At 46.6% G+C, this 18009-nt stretch carries 15 protein-coding genes and 1 tRNA gene; 7 read left to right on the forward strand and 9 right to left on the reverse strand.

The genetic code is table 11. From position 1 onward, the window contains the following. Window positions 1–620: 620 nt before the first annotated feature. Complete coding sequence (locus tag DK846_RS15265; RefSeq protein WP_109969868.1) at window positions 621–1763, reverse strand: glycosyltransferase family 2 protein; 1143 nt, start codon at window positions 1761–1763, stop codon at window positions 621–623. Window positions 1764–1960: 197 nt separating this feature from the next. Between DK846_RS15265 and DK846_RS15270 the strand changes: the two genes are divergently transcribed. Then, complete coding sequence (locus tag DK846_RS15270) at window positions 1961–4426, forward strand: oligosaccharyl transferase, archaeosortase A system-associated (RefSeq protein ID WP_109969869.1); 2466 nt, start codon at window positions 1961–1963, stop codon at window positions 4424–4426. A gap of 16 nt (window positions 4427–4442) precedes the next feature. Here DK846_RS15270 and DK846_RS15275 read toward each other — a convergent pair whose 3' ends face one another. Continuing rightward, window positions 4443–5798, reverse strand: a complete 1356-nt coding sequence (locus DK846_RS15275; protein ID WP_109969951.1) for a mannose-1-phosphate guanylyltransferase/mannose-6-phosphate isomerase — start codon at window positions 5796–5798, stop codon at window positions 4443–4445. Here DK846_RS15275 and DK846_RS15280 point away from each other — a divergent pair. Then, window positions 5776–7071, forward strand: a complete 1296-nt coding sequence (locus DK846_RS15280; protein WP_109969952.1) for an ABC transporter substrate-binding protein — start codon at window positions 5776–5778, stop codon at window positions 7069–7071. The genes DK846_RS15275 and DK846_RS15280 overlap by 23 nt on opposite strands. 118 nt (window positions 7072–7189) lie before the next feature. On the opposite strand, the gene DK846_RS15285 is transcribed toward DK846_RS15280, so the two are convergent. The 5 genes from DK846_RS15285 to DK846_RS15305 all read right to left on the reverse strand — a co-directional run bounded on the left by DK846_RS15285 (window position 7190) and on the right by DK846_RS15305 (window position 10863). Next, a tRNA-Val gene (locus tag DK846_RS15285) sits at window positions 7190–7263 on the reverse strand. A gap of 72 nt (window positions 7264–7335) precedes the next feature. Next, the gene (serA, locus tag DK846_RS15290; protein ID WP_245926576.1) at window positions 7336–8931 is read right to left on the reverse strand and encodes a phosphoglycerate dehydrogenase; all 1596 of its coding nucleotides are present in this window, start codon (window positions 8929–8931) and stop codon (window positions 7336–7338) included. An 89-nt stretch (window positions 8932–9020) separates the two neighbouring features. Next, window positions 9021–10436 carry an amidophosphoribosyltransferase gene (gene purF / locus DK846_RS15295; protein WP_109969870.1) on the reverse strand — a complete coding sequence of 472 codons (1416 nt, stop codon included), beginning with the start codon at window positions 10434–10436 and terminating at the stop codon, window positions 9021–9023. Between the two features lie 2 nt (window positions 10437–10438). Further along, complete coding sequence (locus tag DK846_RS15300) at window positions 10439–10621, reverse strand: 50S ribosomal protein L37e (protein ID WP_109969871.1); 183 nt, start codon at window positions 10619–10621, stop codon at window positions 10439–10441. A gap of 14 nt (window positions 10622–10635) precedes the next feature. Continuing rightward, complete coding sequence (locus DK846_RS15305) at window positions 10636–10863, reverse strand: LSM domain-containing protein (protein ID WP_109969872.1); 228 nt, start codon at window positions 10861–10863, stop codon at window positions 10636–10638. Between the two features lie 141 nt (window positions 10864–11004). On the opposite strand from DK846_RS15305, the gene DK846_RS15310 reads away from it, so the two are divergent. The 3 genes from DK846_RS15310 to DK846_RS15320 all read left to right on the forward strand — a co-directional run bounded on the left by DK846_RS15310 (window position 11005) and on the right by DK846_RS15320 (window position 12464). Further along, on the forward strand, window positions 11005–11502 hold the full coding sequence (locus DK846_RS15310) for an RNA-binding protein (RefSeq protein WP_109969873.1): 498 nt from the start codon (window positions 11005–11007) through the stop codon (window positions 11500–11502). 71 nt (window positions 11503–11573) lie between these two features. Next, the gene (locus tag DK846_RS15315) at window positions 11574–11933 is read left to right on the forward strand and encodes a cell division protein SepF (protein ID WP_109969874.1); all 360 of its coding nucleotides are present in this window, start codon (window positions 11574–11576) and stop codon (window positions 11931–11933) included. Next, window positions 11934–12464, forward strand: coding sequence for a ZPR1 zinc finger domain-containing protein (locus DK846_RS15320; protein WP_109969875.1), 531 nt, complete (start codon window positions 11934–11936; stop codon window positions 12462–12464). An 8-nt stretch (window positions 12465–12472) separates the two neighbouring features. On the opposite strand, the gene purM is transcribed toward DK846_RS15320, so the two are convergent. Both purM and DK846_RS15330 read right to left on the reverse strand, forming a co-directional pair. Continuing rightward, window positions 12473–13474, reverse strand: coding sequence for a phosphoribosylformylglycinamidine cyclo-ligase (gene purM / locus DK846_RS15325; protein ID WP_109969876.1), 1002 nt, complete (start codon window positions 13472–13474; stop codon window positions 12473–12475). Continuing rightward, window positions 13474–14877 (reverse strand): aspartate kinase, encoded by a 1404-nt coding sequence (locus tag DK846_RS15330; RefSeq protein ID WP_109969877.1) that lies wholly within the window; start codon window positions 14875–14877, stop codon window positions 13474–13476. The genes purM and DK846_RS15330 overlap by 1 nt, the downstream gene beginning before the upstream one ends. A gap of 62 nt (window positions 14878–14939) precedes the next feature. Between DK846_RS15330 and tfrA the strand changes: the two genes are divergently transcribed. After that, the gene (gene tfrA / locus DK846_RS15335) at window positions 14940–16565 is read left to right on the forward strand and encodes a fumarate reductase (CoM/CoB) subunit TfrA (protein WP_109969878.1); all 1626 of its coding nucleotides are present in this window, start codon (window positions 14940–14942) and stop codon (window positions 16563–16565) included. Continuing rightward, complete coding sequence (gene tfrB, locus DK846_RS15340; protein WP_109969879.1) at window positions 16562–18007, forward strand: fumarate reductase (CoM/CoB) subunit TfrB; 1446 nt, start codon at window positions 16562–16564, stop codon at window positions 18005–18007. Before tfrA ends, tfrB begins: the two co-directional genes overlap by 4 nt. Window positions 18008–18009 lie beyond the last annotated feature (2 nt).

Raw genomic sequence — 18009 nt, forward strand, 5'->3', positions numbered from 1 at the left:
ATAGAATAGCATTACGCAATCTGAATACCAACCTCTTGTCACACACCTAACTTTGCCACTTTGGCTTCAGATCCTCAATGAGCCCATCCACTATCTTGATCTAATTTTTCCCTGATTTCATCGGGAAACTGTATTTGACAGTTGAAGATTTTTTCCCTCAAAACTTCATGTAATGACCCAATTATGGTCCAAAATAGCTGTGTTGATGGCATCAAAATTGGAGTAAATGAACTTTTTTTGTATTCCTCATCCACGAATAAATCGTAACTGTCAAATTCGATAGCGCTATTTTTGATGAATTTCGTTGAGATATGCTTCATATTTTGGAGGATTCAAACATCACTAATAACACATTTATTTTGATTAGTGGCAAAGTTGGGTTGTAATCAAATAAAGGTTGTTTTGCAGAAATAACCCTTAATTGAGTTAATTTATTGTGAGAGAGAACTCATACTATAAAAATAGGTAATTTGCCGGGTAATCAGAGGCCCATTCAATATTCATCCTGTTCACGGGAATCCAAACAGATGAAAAAGTGGTGAGTGGTATGCACACAAAGATAAAACAAATTATAAATTGGATCTTGGATACAGGCAAGTTTCCATTAATTTAATCCCATTTTACGGGCTAAAATCACATCCATCCCTGTCACACCGAAGGAGCATCATGCTCACCAAAATTGCTGTAAATACCATCTGAAGACCGAGAATAATACTGCAGAGAATCAGAAGAGCGCTCATAACCTGAGACAATTCACCAAACGACCGGTGAATCCAGTCATACATAATACTAACTCCGTTAGCCAGCCCTAAAACGATAAGAATACCCCCACCAAACAGAAGATACTCAAGGGTCCGGTACCGGAGCATAGGTCTAAACCATTTTCCACAGACATCAAAGCCATTAGTCACAGCATATGCCTTGAGGGCTATACCCATCATTACCAGTTGAAACCCACCGGTCAGAAAAACAACACCCAGAATAAACGAATGAAACCCTGAACCGTGCGAGTTCATGAGGACAAAACCCATCATCACAAGCCCGAATAGCGCGAAAAGACCTCCTGGAACAGCGAGAAACGGAAGAGGTTTTTCAAGCATGATAAACCGGACATGACGCCATCCATCAGCAAAACTGTGAAGATTTGACGGGCTCTCCCTTGGGTAATATGTGATCGGGATCTCAGCAACCTTAAGATTCTTTTTTGCCGCTTCAATCATCATCTCTGATGCAAATTCCATCCCACCGGTATGAAGAGAGAGCCGTTCTAGAACATCTTTTCTAAAAGCACGAAAACCACTATGACAATCAGAAAAACTAGTCCCGAAAGCGAAATTCAGGAGACGGGTAAGCAAAGGATTTCCTAGATACTGATGAAGGGCTGGCATAGCTCCGGGAAGAATGGTACCGGTCATCCGGGATCCAATGACCATGTCTGCATTTCCCTGCCTGATCGGGTGAATTAATTCAGAGATGATCCGGAAATCATACGTGTTATCAGCATCACCTATGACTATGATATCCCCTTTTGCATGAGCAAAACCCGCAAGGTAGGCGTTCCCATACCCTCGCTTTTCAGGGTGAATAACCCGGGCTCCCATCTCTGAAGCGATGACCGGAGTCTGATCAGTTGAAGAATCCGCAACAATGATTTCATAGGAGATCCCTGATAATTCACACCCTTCATGAATTTTTTTTATACAAGCCCCAATCGTCTTCTCTTCATTCAAAGCAGGGATAACTATTGATACAACCGGATTCATTGACTAGGCTACTCCTGAAATAATAATACCCTGAAAAATCGGATATTTAAAAAAAGATCAGAACGCTCTGATCTCAATAATTAGTATAGATCTCTCACCCGATGCTATTAGTTATTCTGAAGGGATCCTGTCTGGATAACCAGGATGAGATCCTGAAACCTATTTCCGCAATCCAGCCTATTATTCTGTAGTATAACATGGGCCTCACCAACATAAAGCAGAAAGAATCTGCTATCATTCTGGTAATTATATTAATATTTGCTCTTTTTGGATTCTGGTTACGGCTTTTGCCGATGGAGCAACTCACAAGCGGGCTGGTTCCAAAGGTGATCTTCATGGACTCATGGTATAACATGAGATTGATCGAAGTCATTGTCTCTAACTTTCCGGCATATCCATGGTTTGATCCTATGAATGGGTTTCCAATCGGGAAAGACAATGACTGGGGCCCTTTTTACCCCATGCTTTCAGCGGTTATTGCAGTTCTCACCGGTGCGGTCTCTCGAAATGATATCATGACAGTGGCATCCTGGATACCACCTATCTTTTCTCTTACAATGATCCCAATGCTCTATGTAATTGGAAAAACCGTTGTAGACAGGAAAACCGGTGCAATATCTGCTTGTTTAATTTCAATCATAGCCGGGGAATATCTCTATAGATCTTTTTATGGATATATTGACCATCATTTCTTTGAAGTCATCTTCTCTACAGCCTTTATTCTATTCTATCTTTTTGTAATTCGGGAGAGTATTAGAGAGAATATATCGAGATATCCATCCTCATGCCTGATCCTCTATTCAACTCTTACCGGCCTGATGTATTATTTTGGGATTATGAACATCCCGACAATGGTTCTCTTTGCGGGAATCATTGGAGGATTCTGTGTAGTCCATGCCCTTATATCAAGAGATGAACAATCACTCAAATCACTGACATTTGCTCATGGAATACTATTCGGAGTATTCATCATTCTCTTTGGCCTTACCGGAATTCATAATGAAGGGATGAGTCTTGCGCAATACACACCTACTCACATCTTTCTTGCACTTGCGCTTATCATCGAACCTCTGTTTCTCACTGTGGCATTACATTTGACACGAGGAAAAACAGCAGGACTCACCTGGGGAATAATTATTGGAATTCCCGTTGTGATTTATGCAATAGTTTCTATCATACTTCCATCATTGGTTCAGACGATATCCTCAGGATTTTCATACTTTTTCTTCTTCTCATACAAAGAGACCTTTATAAATGAGATGCAGATGTGGGACCTGACCAGGGCTTATCACTCATTCAATATTGCCCTGCTTGTCATGGTTGTTGGCCTTGTTCTGACCATATATCAAACCTTCAAAAAATACGATGCCATCAGACTATGCATACTTATCTGGGCGTTCGTTATCCTGATTTCAACAATTCTTCACCTGAGATATGAATATTATGTAGCAGTTATAGTGGTCCTCTTCACATCAATTGCCCTGTCATATCTCTGGGATCTTCTCTCGCCCAGCAAAATCAGTGAGCCAAAAAGTTTGAAAAAGGGACAAAAAGAATCTGGCATTACTTTGGTTAAAAAGAATCTGCCTATCATAGTAGTGGGAATTATTGTCCTGATCATTACAGCCATGTCAGCACAGATTACCTGGGAAGTTGGAACGAAACAACTCCAGATGATAGGAATGAATGATGACTGGGCTGGTGCTCTCACTTGGCTTGAGAAGAACTCACCAGATGCCGGCATTGATGATCTGAAGATCTACAATAAAGACGGATTTTCCTATCCGAACAACTCATATGGAGTGCTCTCATGGTGGGACTATGGTCATTGGATCACGTACCTTGCCAAACGTATCCCTATCACAACCCCGTTCCAAAACAATGTGCCCCCGGTAGCACAGTTCCTGGTATCCACCGATGAAAAAGCGGCAGATTCATTAGCAGATAAGATGGGAGCAAAATATGTCATCATCGATTACGAGACGATAAACAGTAAGTACCCGTCATTACCACTCTGGGCAAATGGACAGAATGAACGTGATAAATATCAGAAATATTACTATCAGCAATCAAAGAACAATCCAAACCAATATGATCCAGTTCTTACCCTGAAGCCGGATTTCTTCACATCCATGGTATCCCGCCTTTACATCTTTGATGGTACTGAAACGAATAGTACTGGAGGAAGCCTTGTCCAATATGGAGAGATGCAGACAGGGAGCCAGAAAGTCCCTGCCATCTCACGAATAACCACCCTGACACCAGATCAGGCGGAAAAGGCTGCATCAGAACCATTGAGCGCAGGAACGGATCTTGTCTCTATCCAGTATACCCACCCGATTACTAAAATCCCTGCCCTCATGCATTACCGTTTGGTATATGAATCTCCTACAGTAACTGCATCAGACGAACTTGCTGAGATGCACAATGTAAAAATTTTTGAGCGGGTTCCAGGATACCAGATCAATGGAACAGGAACAATAGAACTCCCGGTGGTCACTAACCAGGGCCGTTCGTTTACATATCGTCAGGAGAGTAATAACGGGACATTTACTGTGCCTTACTCAACCAGCAGGGATGGAGCAGGTGTTCATGTAACAGGACCATACAGGAATCTGCAGACCGGAGAAACCTTTGAGGTTTCAGAACAGCAGATCTCTTAAAAACATTTTTAGGGATTTATACCCGTTTAAAATCATCTTCTGTCCGTTCAATATCATCCTCTTCAAGGTACTCTCCAATCTGGACCTCTATAACCTCAAGAGGAATTTTACCAGTATTTGCAAGTCGATGCATCACACCGGCAGGAACATAGGTGGACTCACCTGGCCGTAAAAACTGGTGGGTTCCATCAAGCTGCACATCAGCACTTCCATGCACAATGACCCAGTGTTCAGATCTGTGGTGATGACGCTGCATTGAGAGCCGCTTTCCAGGGTTTACATTTAGACGCTTGATCTTGTAACCAACCGTCTCTTCAAGTTCAGTATACGACCCCCATGGTCTGAAAACTGTCCGGTGAAATTCTGTGATGGGATTACCCTGCTTTTTCAGTCCCTTTACCAGGTCACCAACCTGCTCGGCCATATCACGCCTGCAAACCAGAAGCGCATCATCGGTATCGACTACGATAGTATCTTTAATACCAATCAATGCTGTGACCCGATCACCGGTGCTGATGAAATTCCCAGATGAACCCATTCCCTGATAGGACCCCACGTTCTCATGTTCATCTTTTGGTGAGACATCGTACCATGCTGCAAATGTACCAAGATCAGTCCAATGAGCTGAGAGAGGGACTGTGACAACCCGGGAAGAATACTCAAGAAGACCGTAGTCAATTGAGATAGAAGGCAGATCCTGATACACCAGATCCGGCGAAACAAAAGCTTCGAAAATTTCGGGCTGATACTGTTTCAACTCATCCTGAAAAACTCGAGCTGAAAAGAGGAACATTCCACTGTTCCAGAGATATCCATTAGAGACATAGGTTTCAGCAGTCTTTTGATCCGGTTTTTCTTTGAACTGCTTAACCCGAAACCCGGGGCCTATCTTTTCACCAGGCGCGATATATCCATATCCAGTGTGAGGGGTGGCAGGACGAATCCCAAAGGTTACCAGGTTTTCTTCTCCAAGTTCGATCGCTGCTCTTATTTCGTCTATCGCTTTTTCGTCGAGTTTATGATCGCTTGGAAATACTACAACCGTTGCATCAGGGGACTCTTTTTGAATTTCACGAACAGACCAGGCGATAGCTGGCAAGGTATTGCGCCCTTCAGTCTCACGAAGTAATCGCTCATCTGTAATTGAAAATCCAAGTTCAGCAACCTGATCCCTCACCAGGAACTGATGAATTTCATTGGTGACAATGAAAATATGATCCGGGTCAGATAGCCGCAATGCACGCAGGTATGTTTCCTGGAAAAGAGAGTGACCTTGAACCTGGAGAAACTGTTTCGGATACTGGGTTCTGGAGAGGGGCCAGAGCCTGGTTCCCACACCTCCGGCAAGGATGACAGAAAAGACAGCACTCATCTCTGACATATCTGTTAGTAACGACCATCAACTCTTCTCCCCTATCCTCAAATTCTCAAACTGTGAAGTGATAGATACAGGTGTAATTATGGATCATCGTATCGGGATTTTAACAGGGGTACTTATGATTATCGGAGTTCTGCTCTCCGGTTGTACCTCTCCAGATAAATCTCAACCTCCTGAATCAATCCCAGGTCCTTCAATAATTGATCTTGAAGATATTGCTGCAACCAACAGTGGGATTGTGCTCACTGATGCTATTGGCAGAGAAGTTACAGTGCCCAGAAATATTACCCACATCCTCTGCTCTGGACCTGGGTGCATGCGATACCTCGCCTATATAGGGGAAACCAAAAAGGCAGTGGCAGCAGATCCTGTAGAGCGGGATACACAATCACCACCTCCTCTCCCATACCTTGTGGCAAATCCTCAGATCAGAGCCCTTCCTGCTGCTGGAAAAATAACAGACGTAATTGAACCATCACAAATCACTGCATTAAATCCACGCCCGGATCTTATCATCCTGATGGGAGACAATCCACAGATTTCTGCTGATGAACTGCAGAGAAGGACAGGCATTCCGGTAGTAGTTCTTCAGGATGGTGATCTTTCATACCGCAGGAATGCCATGAATTATTCTCTTCGGATCATGGGCCTTGTTCTCGGAAAATCAGAAAGGGCGGAAGAAGTGATCAGGTTCTTTGATAAAGTCACTGAAAATCTGGAGGCCAGAACATCAACAATATCAGATTTTCAGCAGAAAAAAGCATATATTGGGGGATATTCTAATCCAAATCCCGAGGGTTTATACTCAACTACATCAATCTTCATACCTCTGCGACTGATATCAGCCCATAATATTGCAGAAGAGTATGGGAACCAGAACGGACTTTCAGGGCCATTTACAATCCCCAAAGAGGCGCTAATAAGGATCGCACCGGATGCACTATTTCTCGATATGACAACCTGGTCATTGAAGGAGAGTGCTGTCACTGATATTGAGAAGAGTGAGTCTCTCAAAGGACTTCCCGCGGTCAGGCAGGGTGAGGTATACGGCCTTTTGCCAACCTCCTTATATGGCGAAGATCACGAGTCAGACCTGATGAATGCATATATTATTGGCAAGGCACTCTATCCTGAGAAATTTACCGATGTTGAACCGAAAGTGATGGCGGATTATATCTATACATTCCTCTATGGAGAGCCTATCTTTGAAGAGATCAATAAAAATTATGGAGGAATGGCATTGTCTCGAATTCCTCTATTCACCTGATTTTCCAATATTAAAAATCTATTAATATTCAGGTTTCTATCACCGGTTTCAGCGAAACAGGTTTAAAGAAAACTTCAAATAATGAACCAAAGCAAATTCTAAAAAATATTAAAAATAGTGGGCTCGCTGAGATTCGAACTCAGGATCTCCGCCATGTCAAGGCGACGTCATAACCAGCTAGACCACGAGCCCCCGGTTGTGCCCTACAATGTAGGGGGGACGACTATTTAAAAATTGTTGTTTTAGATTGAATCCATTCACCGGTCAAAGTCTAGCAAACTTGGCTGAATATATCCCCGGCATTCCCCGGATGGCTTCCATAACCCCTTCAGGAACGTCACCGTCAACATTCAGGACCATAATTGCTTCTTCTCCAGCTTTGAATCTTCCAACCTGCATTCCAGCGATGTTAATCTGGCTTTCACCAAGAATGGTTGATGCACGCCCGATAACTCCCGGCTTGTCCAGATGACGTGAGATGATGACCGCGCCTTCTGGGATCATGTCCATAGTATATCCAGCGATAGATACAATCCTGCTTCCTCCCTGATAGAGAATGGAACCTGAAATACAGAGACTACCTGTATCAGTCACTACATTCATGGTCAGGAGATTCTTATATCCGGCAGATTCGGCAGTCTGGGTTTCAGACACAGAAATGCCCCTATCCTGGGCTACTACCGATGCATTAACCATGTTTACCGGGAACCGGAGGATGGGATCCAGAAGGCCTTTGATAGCCATATGAGTGATCAGTTTTGATGATGGCCCAATTGATCCAAGTTCACCACCGTAGATCATCTCAAGTTTTTGTATTCTGCCATCAGCGATCTGGACCAACAGGCGACCCATCTTCTCGGCAAGGATTGCAAACGGCTGGATAGAATCATGAAGGTCTGCTGGAATAATTGGCGCATTCACAACATACTTCGCACTTCCACCATTCAGAACTTCAAGACACTGCTTTGCGACTGATATAGAGACATTCTTCTGTGCCTCGACAGTGCTTGCACCCAGATGTGGAGTGGTAATGATTCCGGGAACTCCAAGGAGTGGGGAATCCTTTGGAGGTTCTGACTCAAAGACATCGATCGCTGCACCGGCAACCTTCCCAGATTTTACAGCATCAGCCAGTGCCTGTTCGTCAATGATTCCACCACGCGCGCAATTGATGATCCTGACTCCATCCTTCATTGTCTTGATGGTCTGTGAATTTACAATATGGCGGGTCTCTTTGATCAGAGGTGTGTGGACCGTGATTATATCTGCCTGCTTGAAGAGTTCTTCAAGGCTCATCGACTGGATACCCATCGCTGCAGCTTTTTCTGTAGTGATGAACGGATCATACCCAATAATTTTCATATCAAAGGAAGAGGCTCTCTTTGCAATCTCTCTTCCAATTCTGCCAAGACCAACAATACCAAGAGTCTTCTCGTTCAGTTCAACACCCATGAACTTGGAACGCTTCCACTCACCGGCCTGCATTGATGCATTTGCCTGTGGGGTATTTCGGCAGAGAGAGAGCATCATTGCCATGGTATGCTCTGTTGCTGCCAGCGTGTTACCTTCTGGGGCATTCGCAACGATGATTCCACGCTTTGTCGCGGCCTTCATATCGATATTGTCAACACCGGCCCCGGCCCTACCGATGAACCGCAGTTTTTTACCTGCCTCAATTACTCTCTCGGTAACCTGTGTACCGGAGCGAACCAGAAGAGCATCATAGTTCTCAATGGTTGCAACAAGTTCATCCTCTGATAAACCGGTCTGCACATCAACCATCACCTTCTCTCTGAGAATCTCTATACCTTCTTCTGCAAGATCGTCACTGACAAGAACGTTAAATTTCACAGTACTCATTACTAGGTCGTCTGAAGATGACTTGATGGTTGTCATATGAAAGCATTTTCAGGATAGATAATGGCAGGATAGCAAAGGGATAAAAAAAGTCAGTGGTGAAAGAGGTTTGTCTGAAAGTCACGATCTACAATTGTGATACACCGGTTATCACAAACCTCATTGGTGATCTCTACCGGATAACAGCCGGTGAGACACCCAAGACAAAGATCTTCCTGTGGGATCCCGATTGCCTCCACAAGAGCAGAAACTGAAAGATAGTGGAGTGATGTTGCGGTGATGCTTTTACGAACTTCTTCAACATCCTTGTCACTGCCGATAAGTTCAGTACGGGTAGGCATGTCAACCCCCAGGTAGCACGGAGCCTTGATGATGGGTGAGCCAATCCTCATATGAATCTCCTGTGCCCCTGCATCCCTCATCGTTTCAATAATTCTCCGGGAAGTTGTTCCACGAACAATTGAATCATCAACCAGAACCACCGAGCGGTTATTCAGATGATCAGGGATCGGATTGAGTTTGATCCTCACAGCCTGCTCACGCTTTTTCTGGGTTGGCATGATAAATGTCCGGCCCATATACCGGTTCTTGATCAGACACTCCTTAAACGGAATGCCGGATTGCTCAGAGAAACCTACAGCATACGCTGTACCGGAGTCAGGAACCGGACAGACAACATCGGCTTTCACTGGTTCATCATCAGATATCTGGGCACCTATCTTTCTGCGCACATCATACACAAGCGAGCCGTCAAGACGGGAGTCTGCTCTTGCAAAATAGATGTACTCAAAGACACAGTGTCCACGGTGTCGTGCCTCGGCTATCTGCTTAGATCTGACACCATCCTGATTGATGTGAATCATTTCACCAGGATATACATCGCGCTCAAGTGTTCCTGCCAGTGCGTCTATTGCTACACTCTCTGAACAGATGATGTATGAATCACCAGCCTTGCCAAAGCATAGCGGACGAATACCATGGGGATCACGAAACGCATAGAGATCTCCATCATACATCATCACAACCGAGTATGAGCCCTTAAGACACTCCATGCACTTGCGAACAGCGTCTTCAATAGTGCCGCCTTTCCTGATCTCTTCGGTTATGATCTTAGAGATGATCTCAGTATCAGAGGTAGACCAGAATATCTGCCCCTTATCCTCGAATTTTGTCCGAAGATCACGATAGTTGACCAGGTTGCCATTGTGGGCTATTGCAATCACATGTCCGCGGAAACTGAAAAGAAACGGCTGAATATTCTCTGGCCGGTTCTCTCCGGTTGTCGGATACCGGACATGGCCAATACCTACCGAACCGGATAGCGAACTGAGTGTAGCCTCTGAAAAGACTTCTGATACAAGGCCATTGCCTTTGAACTTACACAGTCCGCTTCCGTTAAAAGTGGCAATCCCGGCACTTTCCTGACCGCGATGCTGAAGCGCGTACAGCGCATAATAAAGAGAAAAGGAGACGTCGGCACAATTACTGATGCCAACGATACCGCACATGATTAATGAGTTGCTTCTTTTGGACGCTTGTTAATCCAGCGGTATCCACGAAGTCTTGGGCTTCGTCCAAATCCACATGAAGAACAGATCTTGTGTCTCTTGTGGTAGGACATCTTTCCACACCGCCGGCAGGTGATGTGGGTCTGCGTCTGACGCTTTCCGCGTGATGGTGTTCCTTTTGACATAGACTCGTTACCTCTTATTGAACTGACGGGGAGATGTAGATGACATTATCGCCGCGGATAATCAGGGTGCCGATACTTGCAGGCTGCCCGTTTATCTCCTCCTCTGCCTTATCGAGGACGAGGTTCATGTGGACATCATATCCCTGCAGGACGCCCCGGATTTCACGTCCGCCTTTCAGAGATACCAGTACCGGTTGCCGGTTGAGGACCTGATCTAAAATATCCATAGGTCTTTTGGTCATATTACTACCCTGTGTAACTCGAGATGAGTGAATAGATTGAGAGCGGACGGTACTTAAACGTTTTCCGAATCCACTCTCCGGGTTTCATGCCCGTTATCTACAGACATATATGGGTTTGATCATCAAAATGATACCTGATATATGGGGAAAATAATTGCAAAACGGCGCCATCCGATCAGGAAGTCACAGGTCGCTGAACTCATCGGATCTCTAAAAGAGGAGATAGGGGCATCTGCTGAACTCTTTACTGCTAAAACCATCGAGGTGCTTGAGACAGGTACGCAGCTCCATATTTATCTCGTGGATAAAGAACCGCTGCTTCTTGAGAAAGACGGTGTTCTCTTTCCAAGTCTCAAGGGCGCACTTGCAAGACCCTTTCCACAGCGACGCATCGTAGTTGACATGGGTGCAGTTTCATTTGTCATTAACGGTGCAGACATCATGCGCCCGGGAGTCAAATCAGTGAGCCCTGATGTGAAAGCAGGAAGACCTGTTCAGATAGTTGACGAACGTCATGGAAAACCGCTGGCCCTTGGAATTGCCCTCTTCGATGCTGAAGACCTCATGGCACAGGAGAAAGGCAAGGTAATCAAAACATTCCATCATGTCGGTGATGAGATCTGGACCGTTGAACTCTGATACAGGAAATTCGGCGGAAAATACCACGGAAACCAGCATCTTTAATATTGAGCACACAAAAAGGTTTTGTTATGGGACTTCGTGACCTTATCTTCAGGCCCAAAGATAACAGTGATCCTGACCAGTATAAAGAACTCCCCCTGAAGGATTACGAGGGTGAGAATCCTGCACTGCTTGTAAAAGTGGCGACTGTCACCAGCCTGCGGGAAAGCCAGATAGTAAAGGATCAGATCTATGATGGTGACATTGTTATAGTCGATATCAACCGGCTCAAGATGGACAAGATCAATTACGAGCGGGTGATGAAGGACTTTTATCAGGTTGCGCGTGACGTTGACGGAGATATCGTAGGTCTTGGGGACCAGCAGTATGTAATCATCACCCCCCGCAATGTCAAGATATCACGCGACCGGATCGGTGGCGGTGCCTGAGTGCGTCAGGAGGTCAGGGGAACCTGCCCGGCCTGTGGTGAAGAGGTCGAATATCTCTATGAGACCGAAAATATACCCTATTTCTCCGAGATCCTGATCATCACATGCTCCTGTCCACTCTGTGGGTACAGATTTTCTGATGTCCAGTCTCTGACTTCCCGCGAGCCTGTCCGGATAGAATTCCCTGTCACATCAGAAGAGGATCTGATGGTCAGGGTCGTCAGAAGTACACAGGGGGAGATCCAGATACCAGAACTTGGAGTTGAGATCACACCAGGTCCTGCATGTGAGGGTTTTGTCTCCAATGTAGAGGGTATCCTCATGCGAATAGACAAAGTTCTTGACAGTGCGATCATCGATGGCGATGATGAACAACGGAGGAACGCGATGGATCTCAAGGAGAAGATTGCACTGGTAAAAACCGGATCATTTCGAATAACCCTGATCATCATTGATCCAATGGGTAACTCTGTGATAGATTCAGATCGCGCGAAAAAAGAGTCCTATGAAATCTGTACCGATTCGCTCTGAATGAAGGGCTATCGGATCTCTTTTCCTTTCAGCAATACACCGGGCTTCTCGGTAACCCTACCGACAATTTTTGCATCCGGGAAGATAGAACTGACTGCTGTTACACCTGATTCAGGTACAATGCAGACGTATCCCATTCCCATGTTAAAGGTGCGGTACATCTCACTGTCAGAAATTTTTCCTTTTTCCTGTATCCAGCGATAGATCTCCTGGGGTTCGAGTGGTGTATCGATCGAGAACCCGAACCCGGAGAGCCGGGTAAGATTGAGAAGACCGCCACCGGTTATGTGGCACATACCATGAACTTGAGTTATAGCAGTGAGTTTCAGAACTTCAGCATAGATTCGTGTTGGAGTAAGCAGGATCTCTCCGATTGCCCTGCCATCACTGAGTCGTTCATCGTATGAACCATACTCGGTAACCATCCTCCTGGCAAGAGTCAGGCCGTTGCTATGGATACCAGACGAAGGGATGCCAACAATGAGGTCTCCAGGGGCAACTTTCTCACCGCTTATCACCTTATTCTTCTCCTGAATTCCAAGGCAGGCACCGGCAAGGTCTAAACCCTGGACTAATCCCTTCAGAGTGGCGGTCTCGCCCCCGACAATTGAGATATTGGATAGGCGGGCTCCCTCGTTTAACCCAATTCCAATCTGCTTCATCTGCTCAAGTGAGAGAGCATTTGTTGCAACATAATCGACAAATGCCACCGGTTCCAGATTCATGACATAGAGATCGTTGACATTCATCGCGATGCAGTCTATCCCTACAGTTGACCAGTCTTTCAGTTCATCGGCGATGAGCATCTTGGTGCCGACCCCGTCAACTGCAAGTGCAAGGACATGGGAGCCAAAATTTACAAACCCGGCAAAATGACCGATGTCTGAAGCCATCTGGTATTCGCCCTTTCGTTTGAAAGTCAACTGGGAGACCAGCGCCTTCACAGCCTGGGCCTCAAGGTCAATATCAACCCCGGCTTCCCGGTATGCATCCTTGTTGTTGTCTGTCATCAGCACTCCTCACACTTGGTAGAGAGTTCAAACTCTTCATGGAGGACCATCACTGCTCTGGGTCCGTCCTCCTGTTTTACCACAAACGAGATATTCACTTCAGAAGAGCCCTGCGAGATCATCATGGCATTGATCCCGGCTTTTCCAAGAGCTGAAAATGTTCGTCCTGCTGTCCCAGCCATACCAGCCATACCTGAACCAACAACTGCTACCGCACATACATCTTCGTTTGCAGTGATCTCTCTGAAGACACATCGCTCTTTCAGCGGTTGCAGGGCATCCTTGGCTGTCTGAACTTGCTTTTCTTCGATGATCAGTGAGATATTCGCTTCCGAAGAACCTTGGGAGATCATCATCACGTTGATCTGATTCTCTGCAAGGATAGAGAAGATATGCTTGGCCACTCCTGGTCTTCCGATCATCTGGGCGCCTGTGATGGTGATGGCTGCCACTTTGTCAATGAAGGTAATGGCCTTTACCACTCTCGTCTCACGACGCTCACCTTTCTCAATGCAGGTACCCGGGTATGAAGGATTGAAGGTATTCTTCACCCATACAGGGATATTCTTCTGCATTGCCGGTTCGATCGAACGTGAGTGCATAACCTTGGCCCCAAAGTAGGAGAGTTCCATAACCTCGATATAAGAGATCCGGGGAATTACACGCGCATCTTTCACCAGTCTGGGATCAGTGGTCATGATTCCATCCACATCTGTCCAGATCCAGATCTCATCGACCATGAGTGCAGCACCGAGAATCGCAGCTGTATAGTCTGAACCACTTCGCCCAAGAGTCGTTACAACACCCTTCTCAGTACAGCCCATAAATCCCATAACCACCGGGACAGAGGTTGTTATGAGAGGGTCAAGACGTGAGCGGATCCGTGCTTCTCCTGCTGGGAGCGCAATAGCATCACCGTGGTTGCCAGTTGTGAGAATACCAGCCTCACATCCATCCAAAGCCAGAGATGAAATCCCCCGTTGCCTGAGTGCTGCACTAATTATTGGTGCATTCAGCCGCTCCCCAAATGAGATCACATAGTCGCGTGACCGGGGGGTGAGTTCCCGCAGATGAAAAACAGCATGGAGAAAATCATGGAGGTTGTTAATCGCCCTGATAATAACCTCACTTGTTTCTGAATAATAATCAGGAGCGACCGCTTGAAGAGTGGTCAGGTGAGTGGATGTCAGATAATCGACCAGGACATTCACTGCCGATGTATCACGGGAGCTGACCATCTGCTCTGCAGTCTCGATGATCCGATCAGTCACACCGCGCTGTGCCGAGACCACAACCACCATCTGATCACCTTTTGCCAGATGGCTGGTGATGATATCCATGGTCTTACCAACAGCATCAGCATTCTGGACAGAGGTCCCCCCAAATTTCATTATGAGCTTCATTCAGCCGCAACTCTCATACTAAGTACTTTTTATCTCATTTTAGGATGCACCCTACTAATAAGATGAAGGTCAGGGAGATCATCAGTTCGCATGTTCTGGTCATCGGAAGCGGTGGCGCCGGAGTCAGAGCTGCCATCGAAGCATCGACACATGGAGAGTGTGTTCTGGTCTCAAAGACCATTGCCGGAAAAGGTGGATGCACCATCATGGCAGAGGGTGGGTACAACGCCGTTCTAAATTGCGATGACAAAACAGATGATCACTTCGCTGACACCATGAAAGGGGGAGCCTTTCTCAATAACCCAGAACTGGTCAGAACTCTTGTAACCGAGTCACCAGAGAGAATCCGGGATCTCCTCTCCTGGGGAGCAGTTTTTGATGTTACAGGTGAATGTTCCCTGGCTCAACGTCCTTTTGGAGGACAATGTTTTCCTCGAACCTGTTTTGCAGGTGACCGCACCGGCCATGAGATGATGATCACCCTGATGGATCGCCTGGCAGCCACCGAGGTGAGGATCTGCCATGAGGTGACAATCATTTCCCTGCTCTGCGAAGGTGGGCGGGTTATAGGAGCTGCCGGTCTAGACAGAAACGGAGAGCTCATTGAGTTTCTTGCCGATGCAGTAGTCCTTGCCACAGGTGGTGGAACCCGAGTGTATGATATTTCCACCAACTCAACAAGCGGGACCGGTGATGGATATGCAATGGGATTTCGTGCAGGTGCAGAACTCATCGACATGGAACAGGTTCAGTTCCATCCAACCGGTGCCGTATATCCCTGGGACGCACGGGGCCGTCTTGTGACAGAGGCAGTCAGAGGAGAGGGAGGAGTCCTTAAAAACGCGCTCGGTGAGCGGTTTATGACCCGGTACGATCCCCAGAGGATGGAACTCTCAACCCGTGATGTTGTGGCCCGGGCTGCAGCTACAGAGATCAGGGAAGGACGTGGAACACCACATGGTGGTGTCTGGCTTGATATCTCACATCGCTCTCCTGAAGATATAGAAACCAGGCTTCCAACTATGCTTGAACAGTTCCTGATGTTCGGCGTTGATATTCGGAAAGAACCGATGGAAGTCGCACCAACTGCACATCATATCATGGGAGGTCTGCGCATTGATCGCGAATGCAGAACAACAGTTCCCGGTCTGTTTGCCTGTGGTGAGGTTGCAGGAGGTGTTCATGGTGCAAACAGGCTTGGTGGAAACGCCCTTGCAGAGACACAGGTGTTTGGAAGAAGGGCCGGTGACTCAGCTGGCAAAGAGCCGGTTCGCGAGAAGAACCTGAACGATTCTGCAATCCAACTGGTGATCAGAGATCTCAAGGAATTTTCTGAGGGACAGACTCCTGCTCGTGAGATACGGACACGACTTCAGGAAGCGATGTGGAACGGGGCTGGAATATTCAGAAACAAGGGTGCGCTTCAACATACCTTAAACGAGATAGACTCGCTTGATCAGGTCAGGATGAAAGCCACAATTCCGGAAGAGTATGCAGAGTGCTGTATTGTGAAAAACATGCTGACTACCGCACGACTTATCGTGCGTTCTGCCCTGACCAGAGAAGAATCCCGGGGTGCCCATGTCAGGACTGACATAACCCAGGATTGGGATAACGCATCCTCCCCATTTGGTCACACTCATATCAGTCAGAAAGATGTTTCGATAGAACACAGGGAGGGAGCATGATCCACCTGAAAGTCCAGATTTCACGGTTTAATCCTCAAGGAGATCTGAAGCCACACACTAAACAATACGCTGTTGATGTGAATGAGGGAGCACGAATACTCAATGTTCTGCAGGCGATCCAGAGTCAGGATCCCACCCTGTCATTCAGGTCCAGTTGTCGTGCAGGTCAGTGTGGGAGTTGTGCAGTCAGGGTCAACGGTGAGCCAAAACTTGCCTGCATGGCAGAGGCAACAGACAGGATGCTCATCGAACCACTGGATCTTCCTGTAATCAAAGATCTTGTTGTAGAACTTGTCCCGGGTATCAATTCTATTCCACGTATCCACCCATGCGATTGCCATGACATCCCTGACCCTGCACAGATTGCCAGACTAAAACCACTGCGGGACTGTATCGAATGCCTCTCATGTGTTTCAGCTTGTCCAGCGATGAAAGTGACAGACTTCATTGGGCCGACCTCAATGCGTGCACAGATGCGGATCGCTCTTGATCCTCGTGAGACAGAAAGCAGGATCAGGGATGCAATCGCCCAGGGACTTTTCACATGCACCAGTTGCCAGAGATGCCGGGTAGTCTGCCCGAAAGAGATCGAGATACCGGGAAAAGCCATCGAAAAACTTCGTGAGATTGCAAATCGTGAAGGTCTAACCCTCCCACGGCATCAGGCAGTTGCCGATCTTGTAAAAAGAACAGGGCGGAGCGTTGAGACATCTGATAAAACATTTCTCGATCAGGTCCCGGATATCATCGAGCCTTTTGGTGAGGTAAAAGGGGAGGTAGGATTTTTTGTCGGTTGTATGTTCAACGGGAGGCTCCCTGAACGTGCACTAGATCTGCTGGAAGTAATGAAACGTGTCGGTATCAGGGTCATCATTCCAAAGGATCAGATCTGCTGCGGTTCTCCTCTCATACGAACAGGACAAACTTCTTTTCTCGATGAAATCAAAGAGAAAAATATCCGGGCATTCACGAGCCGTGGGATCACAACAGTAATGACCATGTGTGCCGGGTGTGGTTCAACCCTGAAACATGATTATGAGACCCCATTTACTGTCAAAGACGTTACAGAAATATTAACAGAAATAAAAATTCCCCTGCCTGCCCGTCTTGGTGAGATTGTAACCTACCACGATCCCTGTCACCTCATGAACGGACAGGGAATCAGTGAGCAACCCAGAGAGTTGATCAGAAGAGTCGCAGGATCGTTCGTTGAGATGCCAGCGCAGTGCTGTGGATCTGGCGGGGGAGTCAGATCTGGACTGCCTGAAGAGGCTGCAGCGCTAGGAGAACTGCGAAGAAGCGCCATCGAAGCGACAGGTGCTGATTCAGTCATCACGATCTGCCCGTTCTGCGAATACCATATTCAGGAACATACTGATAAACCAGTTAAAAATCTGATGACCCTTCTGCTTGAAGGTTACCGGAAAAAAGAGGCACAGTAACA

It is taken from the genome of Methanospirillum lacunae (assembly GCF_003173355.1).
GTDB lineage: Archaea > Halobacteriota > Methanomicrobia > Methanomicrobiales > Methanospirillaceae > Methanospirillum > Methanospirillum lacunae.

Excerpts from the sequence above, each read along its gene's own strand:
- DK846_RS15265 (WP_109969868.1), bottom strand. The coding sequence starts at position 1,763 with ATGAATCCGGTTGTATCAATAGTTATCCCTGCTTTGAATGAAGAGAAG.
- DK846_RS15330 (WP_109969877.1), bottom strand. The coding sequence starts at position 14,877 with ATGAAGCTCATAATGAAATTTGGGGGGACCTCTGTCCAGAATGCTGAT.
- DK846_RS15300 (WP_109969871.1), bottom strand. The coding sequence starts at position 10,621 with ATGTCAAAAGGAACACCATCACGCGGAAAGCGTCAGACGCAGACCCAC.
- DK846_RS15270 (WP_109969869.1), top strand. The coding sequence starts at position 1,961 with ATGGGCCTCACCAACATAAAGCAGAAAGAATCTGCTATCATTCTGGTA.
- DK846_RS15315 (WP_109969874.1), top strand. The coding sequence starts at position 11,574 with ATGGGACTTCGTGACCTTATCTTCAGGCCCAAAGATAACAGTGATCCT.
- DK846_RS15280 (WP_109969952.1), top strand. The coding sequence starts at position 5,776 with ATGACAGAAAAGACAGCACTCATCTCTGACATATCTGTTAGTAACGAC.
- DK846_RS15310 (WP_109969873.1), top strand. The coding sequence starts at position 11,005 with ATGGGGAAAATAATTGCAAAACGGCGCCATCCGATCAGGAAGTCACAG.
- tfrA (WP_109969878.1), top strand. The coding sequence starts at position 14,940 with ATGAAGGTCAGGGAGATCATCAGTTCGCATGTTCTGGTCATCGGAAGC.
- DK846_RS15275 (WP_109969951.1), bottom strand. The coding sequence starts at position 5,798 with ATGAGTGCTGTCTTTTCTGTCATCCTTGCCGGAGGTGTGGGAACCAGG.
- purM (WP_109969876.1), bottom strand. The coding sequence starts at position 13,474 with ATGACAGACAACAACAAGGATGCATACCGGGAAGCCGGGGTTGATATT.
- serA (WP_245926576.1), bottom strand. The coding sequence starts at position 8,931 with ATGAGTACTGTGAAATTTAACGTTCTTGTCAGTGACGATCTTGCAGAA.
- purF (WP_109969870.1), bottom strand. The coding sequence starts at position 10,436 with ATGTGCGGTATCGTTGGCATCAGTAATTGTGCCGACGTCTCCTTTTCT.
- DK846_RS15305 (WP_109969872.1), bottom strand. The coding sequence starts at position 10,863 with ATGACCAAAAGACCTATGGATATTTTAGATCAGGTCCTCAACCGGCAA.
- tfrB (WP_109969879.1), top strand. The coding sequence starts at position 16,562 with ATGATCCACCTGAAAGTCCAGATTTCACGGTTTAATCCTCAAGGAGAT.